This window comes from Pandoraea cepalis, assembly GCF_902459665.1.
Classification (GTDB): Bacteria; Pseudomonadota; Gammaproteobacteria; order Burkholderiales; family Burkholderiaceae; genus Pandoraea; species Pandoraea cepalis.
In genome coordinates, this window is sequence record NZ_CABPSL010000023.1 from 12,678 (window position 1) to 32,449 (window position 19,772).

Consider the following 19,772-nt stretch of genomic DNA (forward strand, 5'->3'; position numbering starts at 1 on the left):
CACCCTGTGCCAATGAAATACCGCGGCAGCCGTCGCTGCCGCGTCCGATGACTTCTCTTTAATTCTCCCGGTAGCGAGATTTGCGAGTGTGTGGCGCGGCGGACGACATCGGCCGCGTCACACGCCGGGACACGCGCGCCCTGCGCCAACACAGCATGACGGCGGTGCCCCCGCACCGTCGCCCTGTCGATTCACGTTTGACCATTGCTTTGCGAGTGACCCCATGACGAACGCCCTCACGCCCTCCGCCCAAAACCGCGCCCCTGCGCACCAGACCGCTTCACGCTGGCAGTTCTGGATCGACCGAGGCGGCACCTTCACCGACATCGTGGCGCGCCGCCCGGACGGCACGCTCGTCACGCACAAGCTGCTCTCCGAGAACCCCGAGCAATATCGCGACGCCGCCGTGGCCGGCATTCGTCACCTGCTGGACCTCGCGCCGGGCGAGCCGATCACGCCCGAGCGGGTCGAGATGGTGAAAATGGGAACCACCGTGGCCACCAACGCGCTGCTCGAACGCAAGGGCGAGCCGCTCGCGCTCGTGACGACGCAAGGGTTTCGCGACGCGCTGCGCATCGCCTATCAGAACCGCCCGCGCCTGTTCGATCTCGATATCGCATTGCCGGAGGCGCTGTATGCGGAGGTCGTCGAGATCGACGAACGTGTCGGTGCGCATGGTGAAGTCGTGCGCGTACTCGATGCCGAGGCGCCGCGCCGCGCACTGGAAGCGGTCTACGCCAAGGGGATCCGCGCACTCGCCATCGTGCTGATGCATGGCTATCGTTATCAGGCCCACGAAAAGGCGCTGGCGACGATGGCGCGCGAGCTGGGCTTCTCGCAAGTGTCCGTCTCGCACGAAGTCTCGCCGCTCATGAAGCTCGTCTCGCGCGGCGACACGACCGTCGTCGACGCGTATCTGTCGCCGATCCTGCGACGCTACGTCGAGCAAGTCGCGCAGGAAATGCCGGGCGTCAATCTGCAGTTCATGCAGAGTAGCGGCGGCCTCACCCGTGCCGACAACTTCCAGGGCAAGGACGCCATTCTGTCCGGCCCGGCTGGCGGCATCGTCGGGATGGTGCGCGCGTCGAGCGCGGCCGGCTTCGAGCGGGTGATCGGTTTCGACATGGGCGGCACGTCGACCGACGTCTCGCATTACCACGGCGAGTTCGAGCGTGTGTTCGAAACGCAAGTCGCCGGGGTGCGCATGCGCGCGCCGATGATGAGCATCCACACGGTGGCCGCGGGTGGCGGGTCGGTGTTGTCGTTCGACGGCACGCGTCTGCGCGTGGGGCCGGATTCGGCCGGCGCCAATCCGGGCCCGGCGGCGTATCGACGCGGCGGCCCGCTCACGGTCACCGACTGCAACGTCATGCTCGGCAAGATTCAGCCCGCGCATTTCCCGAAGGTGTTCGGCCCGCACGCCAACGAGCCGCTCGACCGCGATGTCGTGGTGGCGAAGTTCACCGCAATGGCCGCGGAGATCGAGCAGGCGACCGGCCGCCGTCAGACGCCCGAAGCGCTCGCCGAAGGCTTCCTCGAAATCGCGATCGGCAGCATGGCCAACGCCATCAAGAAGATCTCGGTGCAGCGCGGTCACGACGTGAGCCGCTACGTGCTGACGACGTTCGGCGGGGCGGGCGGTCAGCACGCCTGCGGCGTTGCCGATGCGCTCGGCATGACGAAGGTCTTCGCGCATCCGCTCGCCGGGGTGCTCTCGGCCTATGGCATGGGCCTCGCGGATCAGACGGCGATGCGTGAGCGCATGATCGAAGCGCCGCTATCAGACGACGGTCTGGCGGCGCTGGAAGACGCGCTTGACGGGCTCGCCGACGACGCAGTGAATGTCCTGCTCTCGCAGGGCGTGCCGCCGTCGCGCATCGACACGGTGCGTCGGGTTCATGTGCGTTACGCGGGCACCGATTCGGCGCTGGCGGTGCCGTTCGGTAACGTCGCACAAATGCGCGCGGCCTTCGAAGCCGCCTATCGTCAGCGCTATTCGTTCCTGATGGACGGCGCGGCGCTGATCGTCGAGGTGGCGTCGGTCGAAGCCATCGGCCGCTCGGACGCCCCCGTCGACATCGCTTCGCTCGATGCCCGCACGTCGGGCGCACCGCAGGCGGTCGATGGCGTGAAGCTCTACGCCGGTGGCGCTTGGCACGAGGCGGCGCTGTTTGCCCGCGATACGCTGCTCGCGGGTGACACCATCGATGGGCCCGCCATCGTTGCCGAGAAGAGCGGCACGACGGTAATCGAGCCCGGCTGGCAGGCGCAGATGAGCGCGCAGGGCAACCTCGTGCTGGCGCGCGTGGTGCCGCGCGCCACGCAACGCGATGCCGCTGACCGGGACACGCAAGCCGATCCGGTGCGTCTGGAGATCTTCAACAATCTCTTCATGTCGATTGCCGAACAGATGGGGCTGCGCCTGCAGAACACGGCGTATTCGGTGAACATCAAGGAGCGTCTGGATTTCTCGTGCGCACTGTTCGACCGTGACGGCAACCTCATCGCCAACGCGCCGCATATGCCGGTGCATCTGGGCTCGATGGGCGAGAGCATCAAGACGGTGATCGAGCGCAATCGCGGCAAGATGCGCGACGGCGATGTCTTCATGCTCAACGACCCGTATCACGGGGGTACGCATTTGCCGGACGTCACGGTCATCACGCCGGTGTTCGTGGGCGCGGACGGTGCCGCGAACGCCGAGCCGCTCTTCTACGTCGGCTCGCGCGGCCATCACGCGGATATCGGCGGGATCACGCCGGGATCGATGCCGCCGGATTCGACGCACGTCGAGGAGGAGGGGGTGCTCATCGATAACTGGCAACTGGTCGCGGCGGGCGAACTGCGCGATCGCGAGACGCGCGGGCTGTTGGCCGGTGCGCGCTACCCGGCACGCAACATCGACCAGAACATGGCCGATCTGCGGGCGCAGGTCGCGGCGAACCAGAAGGGGGTCGATGAACTGCGTCGCATGGTGAGCGAGTTCGGGCGCGACGTGGTGCTCGCCTATATGGGGCACGTGCAGGACAACGCCGAAGCCGCTGTGCGCCGTGTGATCGGCGCGTTGGCCGACGGGCACTATCGCTACGCGCTGGATAACGGTGCGGTGATCGAGGTGGCAATTCGCGTCGATCACGCCACGCACGGCGCGACCATCGACTTCACCGGAACGTCGGCGCAGTTGCCGAACAACTTCAATGCGCCGCGGGCCGTGTGCATGGCCGCCGTGCTGTACGTCTTCCGCACGTTGGTCGACGACGACATTCCGCTCAACGCGGGCTGCCTGAAGCCGCTGACCGTGATCGTGCCACAGGGCTCGATGCTCAATCCTGTGTACCCGGCGGCGGTGGTGTCCGGCAACGTGGAGACGTCGTCCGCCATCACCAACGCGCTCTATGGTGCGCTCGGACGCGTGGCGTCGAGCCAGGGCACGATGAACAACTTCACATTCGGCAACGAGACGTATCAGTACTACGAGACCATCGCGGGCGGTAGCGGTGCGGGTGAGGGATTCCATGGCGCCGACGCGGTACAGACGCACATGACCAACTCGCGACTGACCGATCCCGAAGTACTGGAGTGGCGCTATCCGGTGCGCCTGGAGAGCCACCGGATTCGCGTCGGGTCGGGCGGCGCGGGGCGCTGGCATGGCGGTAACGGGGCCGTGCGACGTATTCGCTTCCTTACCCCGATGACCGCGTCGATTCTCTCCAACAACCGCGTGCATGCGCCGTTCGGGGCGCAAGGCGGGGCGGTGGGGGCGCTGGGGGCGAACTACGTGGAGCGCGTGGATGGCACGCGCGAGACACTGGCGCACATCGGACGCACGCAAATGCAGCCGGGCGACATCTTCGTCGTCGAGACGCCGGGAGGGGGCGGGTTCGGCGTCGCGTGAGTGAATCGTGAGCGATAAACACGCCGCGCGAATGGGAAATCACTGAAGCGCGGCGTGATACCGGAAGGGAATGCTGCCTTTGCAAAGGCGAGCGTCGAGTGTCTTTGTACGATGCGTTATGTCTTTCGACTGACCGCAACATACGGAGGCGCTTCCATGTCTGACCCGTTGCAACATCCCACCCTCACGCCCCCCGCGTCCGTCGCTCCAGTGCAGGACGCGGCGGACGATCTTCTCGTTCAGTACGAACGCGCATGCGCCGACATGCAGCTGGCCGGGCGCAAGTTGCACCGCCAGATGCAGGACTACCACGCGGTGCTCGACGAAGTGGCGCGTCTCGAAGCGGCCGGCACCCCCGACGCCCGCGAGAAGCTCAAGCGTCTTGAGGCACTCGTGCGGAGCGAGGCATTTCAACGTGACGAACGTGAAATTCGTCGCATGACGGCGGCCCTTGCGCACACGCTCGACCGGATGCGAGCCGATGCGCCCGTGCCGCTCGCCGCGGCGTCAACCGTTCCCGCGAAGCGTGCGCCCGCCGTGCGCCGCGTCTGCGCCTGAGACGAGATTCGGCATGATCGATCGAATCTCCGGCACCCCATCCCCATCGCGCGCGTACACCGATGTCGCTGGCCAGCTTCGCGCCAAGCCCACCGATTCCCAAAATCCGCTGCTCTCGACGATCGCCGTCGCCAGCGATCAGTTGACTACCCTGCAATCGATGGCCGACGCGTGGCTGGCGCAGGCGCAAACGCGCATCAACGTTGCTCGCGATGCCCGCGATTTTGCAACGGTGGCGGGGGACATGGCGCAGCGGGCTTCCCTGGGCACGACTCCCGAAGGGTTGCCGCCAGCGCTGCGAGACTTCGCGATTCGGCACGAGTTGCTGTCGACTCAGGCCGCCGACACGCCGTTAGATGCGGCTGCTCTGAAGGCGCTGGAATCCCGGCTTCAGTCGCTGGCCCTGACCGACGGGGCGTCAAGCACTAGCGAGCAGATCCAGCTCAAACGTTTCGTTACCCGCTACGACAACACCCTCACGCTCTACAACGCGGTGATCGCCAAACTTGGCGAAATCATGAAGAAGATCGTGACCAGCATCTAACCCGCATCCAAAGATCCAAAGGGCCGCGCAGGTCTGCCGTTGCGCGTCGATATTGACGCGCGTTTGCCCGCCCCGATTTCACCGACTTCAGGAATCAAGTGTCATGACGCCTATCCAGTACGCCTCTTCCCGCCTCGTACCCTCGCAAACCGGACTCACGCGCGACATCAATGTCGGTGGTGTCACGAAGTCGCTAGATTTTCACGGAACGCTCGCGCAATACGCCATGTTGATGATGGAGATGAACAACGGCGAGGCGCAGCACATGATCCAGGAAATGCAGCGACGTCAGAAAGAGGGACAAGAGGCGCGCGAGGTCGGGAACCTGATCGAATCGCTGATCAACGACATCGGCTCGGACACGTCGAAGAAGAAAAACGTCGGTGACGGCATCCGGGCGTTCTTCGACAAGCACAACATCCAGATCACCGTGTACGGCGACGGGACGAAGAAGACCATGATGGAGTGGGAGTCGCGCACCAAGCGGGTCGGCGAGCCAGGCTACACCACACCGACGGGAGGCAACGCGCAATACAACGCGTCCGATCTGCGCACACTGAAGGCTGCCGCCGAGGGCTTCACCGAGCAGGCCTCTGACAGCCGCACGGTTGACCAGATCAAGATCAACAAGAAGCTGCAGGAGTACAACGGCGCCTCCACGCTGGTGAACACGATCTACAGTTCTCAGGGCTCGCAGCTCAACCAGATCAACGGGTCGATGCGCACATGATGGCGACAACGTCCCCGGCCACCGCGCCGCCGGCCCCGGGTGCGGACGGAGCGCCAGCGATCCTTTCGCGATTCTTCGAAAGCGGGGGCGCGCTGCGCATGCTGGCCGATCTGGACGAGGCGGACCTCGCGCGTGTGCGCGCCCATGCCTGTCAGCGGTTCGCCCAAGGCCAGATCGCGGCGGCGCAACGGGTGTACTTCGTACTCGCCACGCTCGACCAATGGTCGTTTGACGATTGGTTCGGGCTCGGCCTGTGCTACCAGCGACTCGGGCAGCACGAACAGGCGCTGCCGTGCTTCGCGAAAGCCGGCCTGATTCACGCGTCGGACCCGCGCCCGCCGTATCTCGCCGGGATGAGCTACGAGCACGCAGGCAACCGGGAATTCGCTCGCAAATCGTTTGACGCAACGCTGCGCATCTGCGGACAACTGCCTCAGCACGACAAGCTCGCCCGCTCAGCACGGGCGCGGCGCGACGCGCTGAATGCCACTTCGGATCCTAAATCAACATGACCGCCATTTATTCCCCACGAGCCGCGTACGCGCCTGCCTGGACCGGCAACGTCGGCAACGCGCCCGCAGCTGCCGTCGCCGTTGCGAACGACGTCATCGAGTCGCCGGATGCCGCTCGTCAACGACGCGAACGCTTGGACTGGCTGCGCACCGAGGACTTTGCGCCAGACCCGTCGACCGGCGTCGACTGGCAAGACGCCGACGACGCGTTCGCCCGCCTGCTGAATCGCCTCTTTGCCGTCGGCAGCGGACTGGCGGCGAACGCGCTGGGGGCGTCCAGCGCCGACGGCACTTCGAACGCTGCGAACACCTCAACGCTCTCTGCGCTCGAGAACGTCGATCCGTCCACGCTGGCGATGATGGCGTCGATGATCGCGATGGACGCGCTGGGTGACACCGCCAAGTCCACGCAGCGGGCGCTGACGTTGATGGGCGAGCGTCAGGAAAAGCTGCGTCAGGAGGACATCAAGAAGTATCGCGAGCAGATGGACGCGAAGACCGAGGATGCCAACAAGGCCCGCAAAGGCGGCATCTTTGGCGTGGTGTTCGACTGGCTCATCGCGGCGGTCGACGTGGTGGTCGGCGCGGTCAAGGTCGTGACGGGCGTCCTCAGCATGAATCCGCTGATGATCGCGGGCGGTGTGGCCGATGTTGGCGCAGGCATTGCCGGGCTCGGCGTGGCGTTCCACAAGACGATGGCGCTGGTCGACCCCAAGAACGCGGCCTATCACGAGAAAGAAGCGACCAAGTGGGGACACGCCCAACTGGCGTTCCAGATGCTCGGCATGGTCATCGGCTTCGGCACGTCGATCAGGGGCTTCATTGCCAAGCGCGCGACGACCAAAGCCGCGAGCCGTGTGTTCAAGGCGGGCGCGGGCGAGGCGCTGGAGCAGGCGGTCAAGTCGGGGGACAAGGCCGCGATTGGCGCGATCAAGACCCGTGTGGTCTCCGAGATCGGTTTCGTGGTCGGCAACGAGGTTGGCAAGCGTGTGGGCCGGTCGCTGCTGCAAAGCGGTACACAAGGCGCGCGCAGGCTGGCGAAAGCGGGCTTCAATCGCATGGCCGAGCAGTTCACGCAGCAGATGGTCGAACAGATGGCCTCGCGCGCTTTCGACAAAGTCGTAAAGACCGCCGCGAAGCAAGTCGCCAAGGGCAAGGCGGTGACATCGAAGGAACTGACCAAGTCTTTCACGTCGAGCATGAATATTCAGGGCTATTTTGCCGTGGCGCGTGGCTCATGGTCGCTCTCGGGCGCACTGCGCGGCACGTTCACCGGCGCCAACGCCCTTGGGCAGGGGATCGTCGGCGCACAGCGCGCGAAGCTGCAACTCGAAGCGCGCGATCTCGGCGTCGACATGATGTGGCTGCAGATGCTCATGCAAATGAATGGCGACGACAAGAAACGTGCCGCCAAGCGGATGGAAACGCTCGTGGGTCAGCAGAGCGACATCGCAGTGTCCACGGGCGAGCAAGTGCAGAAAACGGGCGAGATGCGCATTCGTATCGCGGCCTCGTTGTCCCGGGCGTGAGCCCGCGCGGATCTTTCGGACGCGGTTTGCCGCCGCGTCGTCTACCTACGGAGTGATGACATGACTTATGCATTGAGTTCGACGTCGGCGAATCCGCGTCAGGCCGGTATTGCCGCCTACGACGCCCAGCAACGCGCCGCGACCGACGACGAGGGCGCGCGCGTATTGCCGCGCATTCGCGAGCAGGTCGACGGCCTTCAATCCGCGCAGGCGCTCATCGCCCTGTTTCTCGCCATGCGGGTGGCCGAGCGCAACACCGACCAGGCGTATCGCACGCGTCACGATGCAATGGTCTTCGAGCGCGGCCAGACCGCGCGCAGCGAGAAGTACAACGCCAACAACTTGCATTACCGCGCCGGGCTGTATTCGGCCATTGGCGGTATCGTCTCCGGCACCTTCTCATTGGCCGGCGGTGTGGGATCGGGCGTGGCAGGTTTTGGGGGCGAGTTGGGCAAGTTGCGAGTGGTCGGCACGGCGGTCGGCGAAACGACCAAGGGCGTCAGCCAGTTCGTGAAGTCGCCGTTCGATGTCGTGTCCAACGACGATTCGCTTGCCGGACGCGATAACGATGTGCTCGGCGAGTTCGAGATGTCGCTCACCGAGGAGACGCGTCGCACGAACGATCGGCTGCGTCAGCGCATTGACGCGACCAGTGCGGACATCCGTGAAGTGTCGCGCGCGATGTACGGCATGATCGGCCAGCAAGTCACGAAGATGTACGACACCATCCGATAAGCCCATGACCGTTTGCGAGCGCGCCGTTGCGGCATTCTTCAGAGCCCACCGTTTCACGGCGCGCGTTGAAATCTGCGAGCGCACGCACGTCGAACTGGGACAGCGCGTCGAGAACGGCGAGCTGTCCCTTTGTCATCGACTTGATCGGGTGCCCTCCGGTGTCGTGCTGACGATCACCGACTTCCGCCTCGATGCCGAAGCGAAGGCGAGCGAGCACGCCGTGCGGCGCTTCTGCCAACTGATTCGGACACTGTTGCGCACGGTGCCCCATGTCGGCTACGTGCGCGGCATGATCCTGCCCGGCGTGAGCGACACGCGCGTTCGTGCGACACGCCTTCGCCTCGGTGCGATTCTCGAACGCGAGGGGGCGTTCTGGCGTGAGGAAGACGGCGATCGATGGCTGGTGTTCTGTCGGGAACCCAGCCGCCGATAGGGGCAGTCAGGGCAACATGCCGAGCAGGTGCCACCAGAGATAGTCGAGCGGGAAGAGAAAGACGAGGGTGATGAGTGTCATGACGACGGTCAGCCGCGTGCCATCGCGCATGCCGACGCCGCCCAGATGCATCGCAATCATCATCGGCGGGCTCTGATAGGGCAGGAGAACGGTAGAGAACACCGGCACTTGCAACATCAGCACCGTGTAGAGCGGCAGGCCGCTCGCGCTCGCGAGCTGTCCCGCGAGCGGAGTGAGCACCGCCGGCAGACCGGGAAGCGTGGCGACCAGTCCGATGGCCGCGCCGATGGCGATGAGCCATGCGGCATTGATCGCGGGGGTGCCCGGCGTCATGCTCACCGCATCCAGGCATAGCCGTGCGAGCTTCTCGCCCAGTCCCGAATCCGCGACGACCGCGCCCACACCGAGAAAGCCCGCGACGTAAATAAGCGGCGTGATATGCATCTGTTCGGTGAAGGTCTTGGGCGTGATGATGTGAATCGCGGGGAGCAGGCAGAGAATTGCCGCGGCAACGGAAATCCACGCGGGCGAGATGCCGTGCCAGGCATCGGTCGCGAATCCGGCGAGCGCCAACGCCAGCAATACCGACAAGCGGCGGGCGTCGTTTGACAGCGGCTGCGTGGCACCGTTGGTCACCTGGGTGAGGGGGCCGTCGTCGGGGAACAGGCGGCAGATCACCCACACCAGAATGGCAGCCTTGAGCGCACCGAGGACAGGGAAGTGCAGCAGCAGGTAGGGCGCGTAGTGCAGCTTTACGCCGTAGAACGAGTCCGCCGCGCCCATGAGCACACTATTCGGAATGTTGGCGGGCAGGATCGTCGTGGGCGGCATGTAGCTCGCGGCGGCGACCATCATCACGAGACCGGTGCGTCCGCGCCGACCCTCGGTGAGGCCGATGCGATCGGCGAGCGCGAGCACGATGGGGATCAGCAGCAGAATACGTCCCGTCGTCGAGGGCATGACGAAAGCCAGACCCACGCAGGCGACCATCACCGACGCCACATAACGCGCATACGTTGGGCGCTTGAGTGCGAACAACGTCGCGGCCAGCCGCGCGCCGAGTCCTGTCGTGCGCACCGCGATACCCGTCACCGCACCCCCAAAGACGAGCCACCACGCAGCCGAATGAAACCCGGCGAAGATCACTTCCGGCTTCGCGACATGGAGCAGGACGGCGAGCAGGAAGAACGTCAGCGTGGTGATCGGCTCCGGGAACAGGCCGAACGCCCACGCCCCAATGGTGAACAGCACGAGCACGGCGGCCTGCGCGGCGGTGGGCGACAGGCCAAGGGCGGAACTGCCATGGCTGGCGGCCCACAAGGCGGCAGCGAACATCGCGTAAATGACGTAACCGCCAAGGGTGCGCACGCGTGAGCGCAGGCGTTCGCGGCGTAATGCGTCGGCCGCCGAGGGGCGGTGATGGCGGGGATCAGGGGTGTCCGGCGAGGCGGATTCGGTCATGGCGCTTGTCGTTGTGGTGTTAGGCCAGGCAGGCGTGTTACGCGGTCCGGCGGCGATGGGGGGCGCGCTTGCATCGCCGTGGGCATATCGTATGCTAGCGACTTCGACAGCGTCACCCGATCAGGACAAATTCCGTCGCGAACATGCCACGCTCTGTACTCGTGCCTGCCCAGTGCCCCAACGTCTTTGCCATACCGCGCAGACCGCACGACTTCCGCCACGAATCGTGGGCGACGCGATGACGGCTGTCCCACCGAAGCCCTGGTTCCTCTACCTGCTGGAGTGCGCGGGCGGTCGCATCTACACGGGCATCGCCGTCGACGTCGAGGCGCGATATGCGGCGCACGTCGCGGGCAAGGGCGCACGCTTCACGCGCGCCTATCCGCCATTGCGCATCCTGCTCTCGCTCACCTTTGCCGATCGCTCAGCCGCCTCGCGGGCCGAGTACCGCGTCAAGCAACTGAGCGCGTCGCAGAAGCGCGCGCTCATTGCCGGCACGTTCCCTTGCGATCTCGGCGATGTCCGCGCCGCCGCCGACTTCAAGGCACCAGGCGTGCCTGACGAATGATCCGGCGCACGTCGCGCTGGATCGCGCCGAACTGGCCGCGCGACGGAATTGGCGACACCACGAGCGCCCAACTGTCGCCGGGTACGGTCTTCTCCACCACGGTGTAATAGGTCGACTGGGTGCGGAAGAAGTCGGCGATGCCGTCGTGGCTGATGCGATAGTTTCGCTCGCCCGCGCCGGGCACCATGAATACGCCAAGCGTGTAGTAAACGTCGCGATCCGCGCTGACCGGGCCGGACCGCTTGTCAAGCAACAATGTGCGCAGCGTCTTCTCTGTGAGCAGGCTCGGCCGGCGAATGTCGAACACGCGCCACACCTTGAGCAGCGCGCTCGTCGACATCTGCCACCCGGCGAACGGAGCCAGCAGACGCCAGTTGTCGGGCAGGGTGGCGCCGGTGATGCCAAGCGGCGCGAAAATGTGCGTTTCGCAGAAGTGCTTGTAATCGTCGCCGGAAACCGCTTCGATCACCATGCCGAGCAACAGGTACGACACGTTCGAGTAGACGAAATCGGACTTGCCGGTCGAGTGCCCGGCGTCGCCGGCGTCGAGATAGTTGAAGAAGTCCGCGCTGCCGCCCACACGCCGGATCGCCAGTCCGCTGAACAGGCCGTTCACGGGATCGTTGTAGCCGTTCGTGGCAAGCCCCGCGCGATGCGCCAGCAGGCGTCGCACGGTCAGCTCGCGCAACGACGGGTCGAGCGGCTTGCCGTGCTGTTTCGAATAAGTGTCGAGCAGATCGCCGAGTGTTGCGTCGAGCGAGAGTTTGCCCGCCTGCACGAGCAGCGCGATGCCGATGGCCGTCACCGACTTCGACAGGCTGGCGACGGGCAGCAGCTGTCGGACGTTGTCGCCCGACGTGGCCGCTTCGAGCCCCACGCCTGCATCGGATTCCGTGCGCAGCCAGACATGCGACAGGTTGTAGCGCTCCTTGAGCTGCGCCACGCCCTGCGTGAGCGTCGCCTGACCGATGGGCACCGCCGGTTGGATCGGTTTGGGCGCGCCGGATGACGGCAGCGCCACGACCACCGGATTCGTATTCGCGGCAACGGGCGACGACGCCGCTGCCGACGTGGACGTGGCCGTCGACGCGGTTTGGGCGAGCGCATGGCCCGCGGTCATTAACATGGCAGTGCCCAGCAAGGCACTCAGGACACCGACGACAGCGCGGCGCACGGAGGCACTCCGTCGCCCCGTCGCGAGAGCGACGACATGCTCGTTGCGCCGCGATACCCGCGGCATTGTCAGACGTGCCCCTGCCGGACGGCTGTGCCGTTCGACGTACATTTTCTATTCCCCCCGCGCACGATGCTTCGAACCACAAATCGACTCTCTTCGGAGACGGAAAGGTTCGGGGTGCGCACGTGCCGCTTTGCGGCGCTCTTCGATATCGAAGTTTAGGAAAAACTTCGTTCAAGTAACCAGTAAAAACGCTGAATTCTACATTAAATTGCATTTATGGAGATCAAACACCCATAGTGGCGCGCAATCGCGCGGTGGCAACGTCGGGCGGCCGGGGCGGCTCCCGAGCCGTCGCCGACGAGACCTGTCACGCATCGCGGTGTAAGCTATCGCCCTGACAGGCTCTGACTCGCCCACAGGCCATGGGAGCGGCGTCCCGTAGGTGACGTCGTGCCGGCTGAAGGATCGACCGATACATGACTGAACCCTCCCGCGCGCGCCCGAGCCGGCCCGCCGATGCACCTTCCTCCGTGGCGCTGCCGATGGATGCCGTTGCGGCGTCCGCCGGTGGCGGGGCCGCGGGCGGCCCGCCCGAGCCGCCGCCCGCCGACGAAGCCGCCTGGTTTGCGTTGCCCGCGCCCCTGCGCTGGCTCCGGCGCGTGCCGTGGACCGCGGCCCGGCCGTGGCTGATCGCGGCCGGCGTCGTTCTGCTCGGCCTCTTTGTCTTCGACGCGTTGCATCACATGCTGCGTCACGTGCATTACGACGACATCGTTGCCGAGATACACAACACCCCCGTGACACGTCTGGCGCTTGCCATGCTGGCAACCCTGGCGAGTTACGCGGCCCTCACCGGTTACGACATCTCAGGCCTTGGCTTCGCCGGGGCGAAGGTCAAGCGCTCGACAGTCGTGCTCACCTCGTTCATCGCCTACGCGCTCGGAAACTCCGTCGGTCTGGGGGTGCTCACCGGCGGCACGGTGCGAATGCGGATGTACGCCGCCGCGGGCGTCGATGCATCGAAGGTGGCGCAGGCGGTAGCGTTCAACGCCGGCGCGTTCGGTCTCGGCATGACCGTGTTCGGTTCGCTCGGCATGTTGTGGGGCGCGTCGCGCGTCTCGGCGCTGGTGCCGATTCCGGCGTGGGTGTTGCAGATGCTCGCCTTGCTGCTGCTGGCCGGCGCCGCCGCGTTCCTGGTACTGTGCGCGCGCAAGCGCACGGTGCGCTTGCTCAACCGCTGGCCGATCCCGCTGCCGCCGCTGCGGGTCGCGGTGCGCCAGTTGCTGATCTCGGCCGCCGATCTGGGCATGGCGGCCGCCGCCTTGTGGTGTTTGCTGCCCGCCAATGTGGTGGATCTGCCGACCTTCGTCGTCTTCTATGCCATTGCTATGGCGCTTGGCGTACTCAGCCACGTGCCGGGCGGCGTGGGGGTGTTCGAAGCGGTGATTCTGCTCGCGACCAACGGGCACGCACCGATCAGTCAGGTGGCGGGGGCGCTGGTGCTCTATCGCGGTATTTACTATCTGCTGCCGCTGATGCTTGCCGCCTGTCTGCTTGCCGGGTTCGAGTTGCGCCAGGGCCCGGCGGCGCCGATTGGCCGTGCGGCCGTGCGGCTCTTCCCCGGCCTGTTGGCGGCGCTCACGCTCGTTGCCGGGGTCATGTTGCTGATCTCCGGTGTGACGCCCGCCACGCGCGACGCGGAAGACTTCCTTCGCCACCACGTGCCGCTGTTCCTCGTTGAAGTGTCGCACTTGCTCGGCAGTGTGGCGGGGCTGGCCATGCTGTTCCTCGCGCGAGGTCTGCTGCACCGGCTCGATGCCGCCTGGTGGGGCTCGCTCGGCCTGACGATCATCGCTGCCGTCCTCGCGATTCCCAAGGGCATTGCAGTGTCGGAGTGCTTCGTATTGGCCATGCTGGCGACGCTGTTGCTCGTCTCGCGCGAACAGTTCGACCGGCGCTCGTCGCTTTTCACGCAAACGTTCGAGCCGGGCTGGATCATTGCCGTGCTCTCGGTGCTCGGGGCCTGTACCTGGCTGATGTTCATGGCGTACCGGCGCGTCGAATACGCGAATCAGCTCTGGTGGCAGTTCACGTTCGACGGCGACGCCCCGCGTTCCATGCGCGCGTTGATGGTCGTGGCCGTGATCGGACTCGGGCTGTCCTTGTGGCAATTGCTGCGTCAGTCCGCCGGCGCGATCGTGCCCGCGAGCGAGGAGGAACTGGCGCGCGCGCGCGCCGTCATCCGCAAGCAACCGGCCGCCGACGCCTGTCTGGCGCTGATGGGCGACAAGAGCTTCCTGTTCTCGCCGTCTGGCAACGCTTTCATCATGTACGCAAAGCATCGCCGTTCGTGGGTGTCGCTCTCGGATCCGGTGGGCGACCAGAAGGAGTGGCCTGAACTGATTTGGCGCTTCATCGAGCTGGCCGATGCGCACGGCGGACGCGCGGCGTTCTACAAGACCCGCCCGCAGGCGCTGCCGCTCTATATCGACGCGGGACTGCGGGCCTTCAAGCTCGGCGAGGAAGCGTTCGTCTCGCTGCCGGAGTTCGGGCTGCAAGGCGCGCGTCGCGCCAATCTGCGGCATGGGGTGGCGCGCGGTGAACGCGAAGGGTTGACGCTGGAGATTGTGGCGGCGGAAGACGTCGCGCCGCATCTCGCCGAAATGCGGCGCGTGTCGGACGCGTGGCTTGCGCGCCAACATACGCGCGAGAAGGGTTTCTCGTTGGGCGCGTTCACCGACGCGTATGTGGCGCGCCAACCCGTGGCGCTTGTGCGCCGCGAGACGCGTCTCGTCGCGTTTGCCACGTTGATGTGTCCCGACGTCCAGCGCATCGAAGCGAGCATCGATCTGATGCGGCAGGTACCGGACGCTCCCCCCGGCACGATGGACTTCCTGTTCGCGAAGCTGATGCTGCACTTCAAATCGCAGGGCTATCAGCGCTTCGGCCTGGGAATGGCCCCGATGTCGGGCATGGAGACGCATCAGCTTGCGCCCCGCTGGCATCGCTTCGGCCGCATGATGTTCGCGCACGGCGCGCGCTTCTACAACTTCCGCGGGCTGCGCAGCTTCAAGGACAAATTCGATCCGCAATGGGAGGCGCGTTATCTGATGACGCCGGGCGGTATCGCGCCGATGCTCACGCTGGCCGACGTGGCCTCGCTGGTGGGCGGCGGATGGAAAGGAATCATGACGAAATGACAGGTCACACGATGGCGATGCACGACAAGGCGGACGATGGGCAGGCGAGATCGCGCAAGCGCGGGCGCGGCGAGGGCGCGCCGCGCTGGGTCCGCCGCGTCGCGGCGAGTGCCGCGACAGGGGCGGTGATGATGACGTCCGTCGCCGCACTGGCCCAGACGCCGGCACCCGCGCAAGCCCCGGAGATCCTGACGCATGGCCGCTTCGAGAACGTGCCCATCTTCCGTCCGGAAGGGGCGCCGAATGCGACGGTGCTCTTTTTCTCCGACGACGACGGCTGGACGCCGCGCGCCGAACGGATGGCTCGCGCCCTCGCGGACACCGGCGCGTTGGTGGCCGGCATCGACACGGCACGGTTGATGGCGAATTACACCAAGGACGAGATCGCTTGCGTATATGCGGCGGGCGATCTCGACAACTTCGGTCGATGGGTCGAGGCGGCCGTCAAGCTGCCCGGCTACACGCCGCCCATTCTCGTCGGCGACGGTGTGGGCGGCACGTTCGCCTATGCGATGCTTGCGCAGGCGGGTAACGATACGTTCTCCGGCGCGCTGTCCGTCGACTTCTGTCCGGTACTGCCGATGTCCCGGCCGTTGTGTCAGGGCGAGGGGGTGCACTTCGGACGCGGTATCACGCACACGGCCGGCGGCGCGCCGATGCGATTGCTGCCCGCGCCTGTCATGAGCGCACCATGGGTGGCAATGGGCGGGCCGGTCGGCGGACCCAACGCGCGCGCGCCGCGCTGCCCGGATCACGTGGCACAGGCGTTCGCCGCCCGCACGCCGAATTCGAGCTGGCTCGTCGGTGGGCTGGCGGGCAGCCTGGGCGCGATGGAGGTCTCGGGCACGCCCGCCGAGACGGGCACGCCGCCGACGTCCGTGCTGGCCGATTGGGTGACGCAGTACAAGAACGCGTTCCGGCGTCTGAACGCGCACCACGTGGCGGGAACGGCCCGGCCGCCCGCCGCGGTGGCCGATCTGCCCGTCGTCGAGGTGCCGGCCACCGGCAAGCCCGCCCCCAATATGACCGACACGTTCGCCATACTGATGTCGGGCGACGGCGGTTGGGCCGGACTCGACCGCGATGTCGCGGGCGCGCTCTCCGCGCACGGCATTCCGGTGGTGGGCGTGGATTCGCTGCGCTATTTCTGGTCGGCGCGCACCCCGGCTTCCGGCGCGCTCGATATCGACCGCCTCATGCGCTTCTATCAGACGCGCTGGAACAAGAAGCGCGTGATCCTGATCGGCTACTCGCAAGGGGCCGATGTGCTGCCGTTCATGGTCAATCGTCTGTCGCCGGTGGCCCGCGAGCGGGTGGCGCTACTGGTGCTGATGGGACTCGGGCAGAAGGCGGACTTCGAGTTCCGCATGACCAATTGGGTGATGTCGAGCCAGAACGGCCTGCCGATTCGTCCGGAGGTGGAGCGTTTGCCCGACGGGATGGCGATGTGCATTTATGGGGCCGACGAGGACGACAGCAACTGTCCGGGGCTCGATCCCAAGCGCGTTCAGGTCGTCAAGATGCCCGGCGGGCACCATTTCGACGGGAACTACACTGGGCTGGCCGACGTGATTCTCCAGGGCGTCGCCAAGCGGTGACGGCCGATGGCGGGGCGGCGCCGCTTGGCGCGCCGCCTTGCCTTCCGTGCAGTGGCTCCGTACACTGCCGCCAGTTTTCCCATCGACCCACGTCCCGCACCTTCCGCACCGTTCGGATTCGGCGGCACGACACCCAGGAGAAGATCGACATGGCAGAGGGTTATTTCCCGAAGTGGCGGCAGCAGGACACGGCCTCCGGCCGCGTGATCGCCCCCGATGAGCGTCTGGCGTGGCCGCAAACCATCGCGATGGGCGTGCAGCACGTGGTCGCCATGTTCGGCTCGACCGTACTTGCACCGCTGCTCATGGGGTTCGATCCGAACCTTGCCATCTTCATGTCGGGAATTGGCACGCTGCTCTTCTTCGTGCTCGTCGGCGGACGCGTACCCAGCTATCTCGGCTCGAGCTTCGCCTTCATCGGCCTGGTCATCTCGGTGACGGGCTATGCGGGCAGCGGGCCGAACCTGAATATTCCGGTGGCGCTCGGCGGGATCATCGCCTGCGGCGTGCTCTACGCCATCATCGGCCTGATCGTGATGGCCGTCGGCACTCGCTGGATCGAAGCCCTCATGCCGCCGGTGGTGACGGGCGCGGTCGTCGCCGTCATCGGCCTGAACCTCGCGCCGGTCGCGGTGAAGGGCGTCTCGGCGACGCCCTTCGACACGTGGATGGCGCTGGCGACCGTGCTGTGCGTCGGTCTCGTGGCGGTGCTCGCGCGCGGCATGGTGCAACGCCTGTTGATTCTCGTGGGCCTGCTGCTGGCCTATGCGCTGTACGCCGTGCTGACCAACGGCATGGGCCTCGGCAAGCCGATCGACTTCGCCGTGGTGGCCCATGCCGCCTGGTTTGGCCTGCCGCACTTCGCGGCGCCAGTGTTCAAGCCGGAAGCGATGGTATTGCTCGCCCCGATTGCCATCATCCTTGTGGCGGAGAACCTCGGACACATCAAGGCGGTAAGCGCCATGACCGGGCAGAGCCTCGACCGCTACATGGGCCGCGCCTTCCTCGGCGATGGTCTGGCGACCATTGTGTCGGGCAGCGTCGGGGGCACGGGCGTGACGACTTACGCCGAGAATATCGGCGTGATGGCCGTCACGAAGATCTATTCGACGCTGGTGTTTGCCGTGGCGGCGGTGATCGCGCTGGTGCTGGGCTTCTCGCCGAAATTCGGCGCGGTGATTCAGACGATTCCGGGTCCGGTGCTGGGTGGCGTGTCGATCGTGGTGTTCGGTCTGATTACCGTGGCCGGCGCGCGCATCTGGGTGCAGAACAAGGTCGACTTCTCGGATAACCGCAACCTGATCGTTGCCGCCGTCACGTTGGTGCTCGGCGCGGGCGACTTCACGCTGAAGTTCGGTAGCTTCTCGCTGGGGGGCATCGGTTGCGCCACGTTCGGCGCCATCATCCTCTACGCGTTGCTGCGCGGGCGTGGGGCGTCGGCACCGGCGGCGATGTAGGTCGACTCGCTCGCCTCACCGGTCACACCGGACGCGCTGGACCGGCTGGATTCGCCGGAATTGACGGCACGAGAGATCACGGCACGATGATTACGTCGTGCCGTTTTCATGGGTGACAGCGGGCGTGGCCTGCAGCCGTTCAAGCAATTGCCGCGCGTAGACAGGCAGGGCGTCGCGCTCACGCACGCACAGCACCAGCGTGCGCAGGGCCCACGCGTCGGAGAGCGGCACGATGCCGAGGCCCAGCGCGGCGGCCGAGCGTGCGGCGGCGCTCAGCGGCACGATGCCCAGCGCGGCCCCCGCCGCCACGGCGCGGCACAGACTGTCGAAGTCTCGCAGGCGCACACGGTAGTGCAACGGCCGACCGGCTCGCCTGGCGTGCCCGTCGAGGTGCTCGGCCAGTGCACTGTGCTCGGGCAGGCCAATGAACTCCGAGTCCAGAACGTCGATGAAAGCCACCTCGGCGCGCGAGGCCAATGCGTGCCCAGGCGGCGTGACGACCACCAGCCGGTCCTGCCGGAATGGCACCGTCTCGAGCCCCGTCAATTCGATCCAGTCCGAGACCACGCCAATGTCGGCGGCGCCTTCCAGGACCGCTTGCACGACGGCCGGGCTCGTCTGCTCGCGCAGGGAGACCTCAACATTCGGATGCTCGGCGAGGAATGCCCCCAGCAGATCCGGCAGAAACTCGGACATCGCCACGGTGTTCGAGGCAATACGCACGTTCCCCCTGAGCCCAGCCGCGTATTCGCCGAGTTCGCCGCGCATCTGCTCGATCTGGGCGAGCACGCGCCGGGCGTGAGCGAGCAGGGCGCGGCCAGCGGGGGTGGGCATTACGCCCTGGCGGTGGCGCATGAAGAGCGCGACGCCCAGCGCCTCTTCGAGCCCGCGGATACGGGCGCTGGCAGACGCCAGTGTCAGATGGGCGCGCTCGGCGCCGCCGGTGATGCTGCCGGCTTCGGCAACCAGCAGGCACAGTCGCAGGTCGGTCAGGTCGAATCGCACGGGGCAGGCAGGCCGGGAGGCTTCGGGGGCAATGACGCCAGTGTAGCGGCTTGGGCGATAGGCGCGCAGACACCCGGTGGAACGTCCGAATTTCGGACCCCGGGGAGGGCAAATGGCGATGCCGACTGACTTGGGAAAGGGCACATGGTAAACTACGCGCTTCCAAGACACGGCCGTACCCGCGACGGCCTCGCCCGCCAAGCCGCTTGATTTCATTCGCCGGCGGGTCGTCTTGCAGGCGTCTTTCGGCGCATCGCCCTAGTGAGCGCGATGCCTGTCGCACGCCCTACGCGGGCATTCCCTCAAGAACACACAACATCGATACGCGCGGGGACACACTTCGTGG

Annotated in this window: 15 protein-coding genes; 12 read left to right on the forward strand and 3 right to left on the reverse strand. The window is 66.1% G+C overall.

Going from position 1 to position 19,772, the window contains the following annotated elements; all coding sequences use genetic code 11:
- Positions 1-223 precede the first annotated feature (223 nt).
- From PCE31106_RS21350 to PCE31106_RS21385, 8 genes are all read left to right on the forward strand, one after another.
- Positions 224-3,895, forward strand: a complete 3,672-nt coding sequence (locus PCE31106_RS21350) for a hydantoinase B/oxoprolinase family protein (protein ID WP_150564586.1) — start codon at positions 224-226, stop codon at positions 3,893-3,895.
- 156 nt (positions 3,896-4,051) lie between these two features.
- On the forward strand, positions 4,052-4,453 hold the full coding sequence (locus PCE31106_RS21355) for a hypothetical protein (protein ID WP_150564587.1): 402 nt from the start codon (positions 4,052-4,054) through the stop codon (positions 4,451-4,453).
- 13 nt (positions 4,454-4,466) lie between these two features.
- Positions 4,467-4,997 (forward strand): hypothetical protein, encoded by a 531-nt coding sequence (locus PCE31106_RS21360; protein ID WP_150564588.1) that lies wholly within the window; start codon positions 4,467-4,469, stop codon positions 4,995-4,997.
- 103 nt (positions 4,998-5,100) lie between these two features.
- Positions 5,101-5,727, forward strand: coding sequence for a hypothetical protein (locus PCE31106_RS21365; RefSeq protein WP_150564589.1), 627 nt, complete (start codon positions 5,101-5,103; stop codon positions 5,725-5,727).
- Positions 5,724-6,239, forward strand: a complete 516-nt coding sequence (locus tag PCE31106_RS21370; protein WP_150564590.1) for a tetratricopeptide repeat protein — start codon at positions 5,724-5,726, stop codon at positions 6,237-6,239. Before PCE31106_RS21365 ends, PCE31106_RS21370 begins: the two co-directional genes overlap by 4 nt.
- Complete coding sequence (gene sctE / locus PCE31106_RS21375; protein ID WP_150564591.1) at positions 6,236-7,768, forward strand: type III secretion system translocon subunit SseC family protein; 1,533 nt, start codon at positions 6,236-6,238, stop codon at positions 7,766-7,768. The genes PCE31106_RS21370 and sctE overlap by 4 nt, the downstream gene beginning before the upstream one ends.
- A gap of 60 nt (positions 7,769-7,828) precedes the next feature.
- Positions 7,829-8,503, forward strand: coding sequence for a hypothetical protein (locus tag PCE31106_RS21380; protein ID WP_150564592.1), 675 nt, complete (start codon positions 7,829-7,831; stop codon positions 8,501-8,503).
- Positions 8,504-8,507: 4 nt separating this feature from the next.
- Positions 8,508-8,936 (forward strand): hypothetical protein, encoded by a 429-nt coding sequence (locus PCE31106_RS21385; protein WP_150564593.1) that lies wholly within the window; start codon positions 8,508-8,510, stop codon positions 8,934-8,936.
- A gap of 6 nt (positions 8,937-8,942) precedes the next feature.
- Here PCE31106_RS21385 and PCE31106_RS21390 read toward each other — a convergent pair whose 3' ends face one another.
- Entirely contained in the window at positions 8,943-10,418 is a 1,476-nt protein-coding gene (locus PCE31106_RS21390) for an SLC13 family permease (RefSeq protein WP_150564594.1), read from the reverse strand.
- Between the two features lie 238 nt (positions 10,419-10,656).
- On the opposite strand from PCE31106_RS21390, the gene PCE31106_RS21395 reads away from it, so the two are divergent.
- Positions 10,657-10,986 carry a GIY-YIG nuclease family protein gene (locus PCE31106_RS21395; protein ID WP_150564595.1) on the forward strand — a complete coding sequence of 110 codons (330 nt, stop codon included), beginning with the start codon at positions 10,657-10,659 and terminating at the stop codon, positions 10,984-10,986.
- Here PCE31106_RS21395 and PCE31106_RS21400 read toward each other — a convergent pair.
- Positions 10,958-12,160 carry a serine hydrolase domain-containing protein gene (locus PCE31106_RS21400; RefSeq protein WP_174975347.1) on the reverse strand — a complete coding sequence of 401 codons (1,203 nt, stop codon included), beginning with the start codon at positions 12,158-12,160 and terminating at the stop codon, positions 10,958-10,960. The genes PCE31106_RS21395 and PCE31106_RS21400 overlap by 29 nt on opposite strands.
- Before the next feature lie 482 nt (positions 12,161-12,642).
- On the opposite strand from PCE31106_RS21400, the gene mprF reads away from it, so the two are divergent.
- From mprF to PCE31106_RS21415, 3 genes are all read left to right on the forward strand, one after another.
- A complete protein-coding gene (gene mprF / locus PCE31106_RS21405; protein WP_254441234.1) occupies positions 12,643-15,366 on the forward strand; it encodes a bifunctional lysylphosphatidylglycerol flippase/synthetase MprF in 2,724 nt (907 codons plus the stop codon).
- Positions 15,363-16,964, forward strand: coding sequence for a virulence factor family protein (locus PCE31106_RS21410; RefSeq protein ID WP_174975349.1), 1,602 nt, complete (start codon positions 15,363-15,365; stop codon positions 16,962-16,964). Before mprF ends, PCE31106_RS21410 begins: the two co-directional genes overlap by 4 nt.
- Positions 16,965-17,113: 149 nt before the next feature.
- Positions 17,114-18,421: a solute carrier family 23 protein gene (locus PCE31106_RS21415; RefSeq protein ID WP_130027478.1), complete on the forward strand. Its 1,308-nt coding sequence runs from the start codon at positions 17,114-17,116 to the stop codon at positions 18,419-18,421.
- Between the two features lie 90 nt (positions 18,422-18,511).
- Here the strand turns inward: PCE31106_RS21415 and PCE31106_RS21420 are convergent, their stop codons facing one another.
- On the reverse strand, positions 18,512-19,426 hold the full coding sequence (locus tag PCE31106_RS21420; protein WP_150564598.1) for a LysR family transcriptional regulator: 915 nt from the start codon (positions 19,424-19,426) through the stop codon (positions 18,512-18,514).
- Positions 19,427-19,772: the final 346 nt, after the last annotated feature.

Excerpts from the sequence above, each read along its gene's own strand:
- PCE31106_RS21365 (WP_150564589.1), top strand. The coding sequence starts at position 5,101 with ATGACGCCTATCCAGTACGCCTCTTCCCGCCTCGTACCCTCGCAAACC.
- PCE31106_RS21360 (WP_150564588.1), top strand. The coding sequence starts at position 4,467 with ATGATCGATCGAATCTCCGGCACCCCATCCCCATCGCGCGCGTACACC.
- PCE31106_RS21395 (WP_150564595.1), top strand. The coding sequence starts at position 10,657 with ATGACGGCTGTCCCACCGAAGCCCTGGTTCCTCTACCTGCTGGAGTGC.
- PCE31106_RS21415 (WP_130027478.1), top strand. The coding sequence starts at position 17,114 with ATGGCAGAGGGTTATTTCCCGAAGTGGCGGCAGCAGGACACGGCCTCC.
- PCE31106_RS21355 (WP_150564587.1), top strand. The coding sequence starts at position 4,052 with ATGTCTGACCCGTTGCAACATCCCACCCTCACGCCCCCCGCGTCCGTC.
- PCE31106_RS21385 (WP_150564593.1), top strand. The coding sequence starts at position 8,508 with ATGACCGTTTGCGAGCGCGCCGTTGCGGCATTCTTCAGAGCCCACCGT.
- PCE31106_RS21380 (WP_150564592.1), top strand. The coding sequence starts at position 7,829 with ATGACTTATGCATTGAGTTCGACGTCGGCGAATCCGCGTCAGGCCGGT.
- PCE31106_RS21390 (WP_150564594.1), bottom strand. The coding sequence starts at position 10,418 with ATGACCGAATCCGCCTCGCCGGACACCCCTGATCCCCGCCATCACCGC.
- PCE31106_RS21370 (WP_150564590.1), top strand. The coding sequence starts at position 5,724 with ATGATGGCGACAACGTCCCCGGCCACCGCGCCGCCGGCCCCGGGTGCG.
- PCE31106_RS21350 (WP_150564586.1), top strand. The coding sequence starts at position 224 with ATGACGAACGCCCTCACGCCCTCCGCCCAAAACCGCGCCCCTGCGCAC.
- PCE31106_RS21410 (WP_174975349.1), top strand. The coding sequence starts at position 15,363 with ATGACAGGTCACACGATGGCGATGCACGACAAGGCGGACGATGGGCAG.
- mprF (WP_254441234.1), top strand. The coding sequence starts at position 12,643 with ATGACTGAACCCTCCCGCGCGCGCCCGAGCCGGCCCGCCGATGCACCT.
- sctE (WP_150564591.1), top strand. The coding sequence starts at position 6,236 with ATGACCGCCATTTATTCCCCACGAGCCGCGTACGCGCCTGCCTGGACC.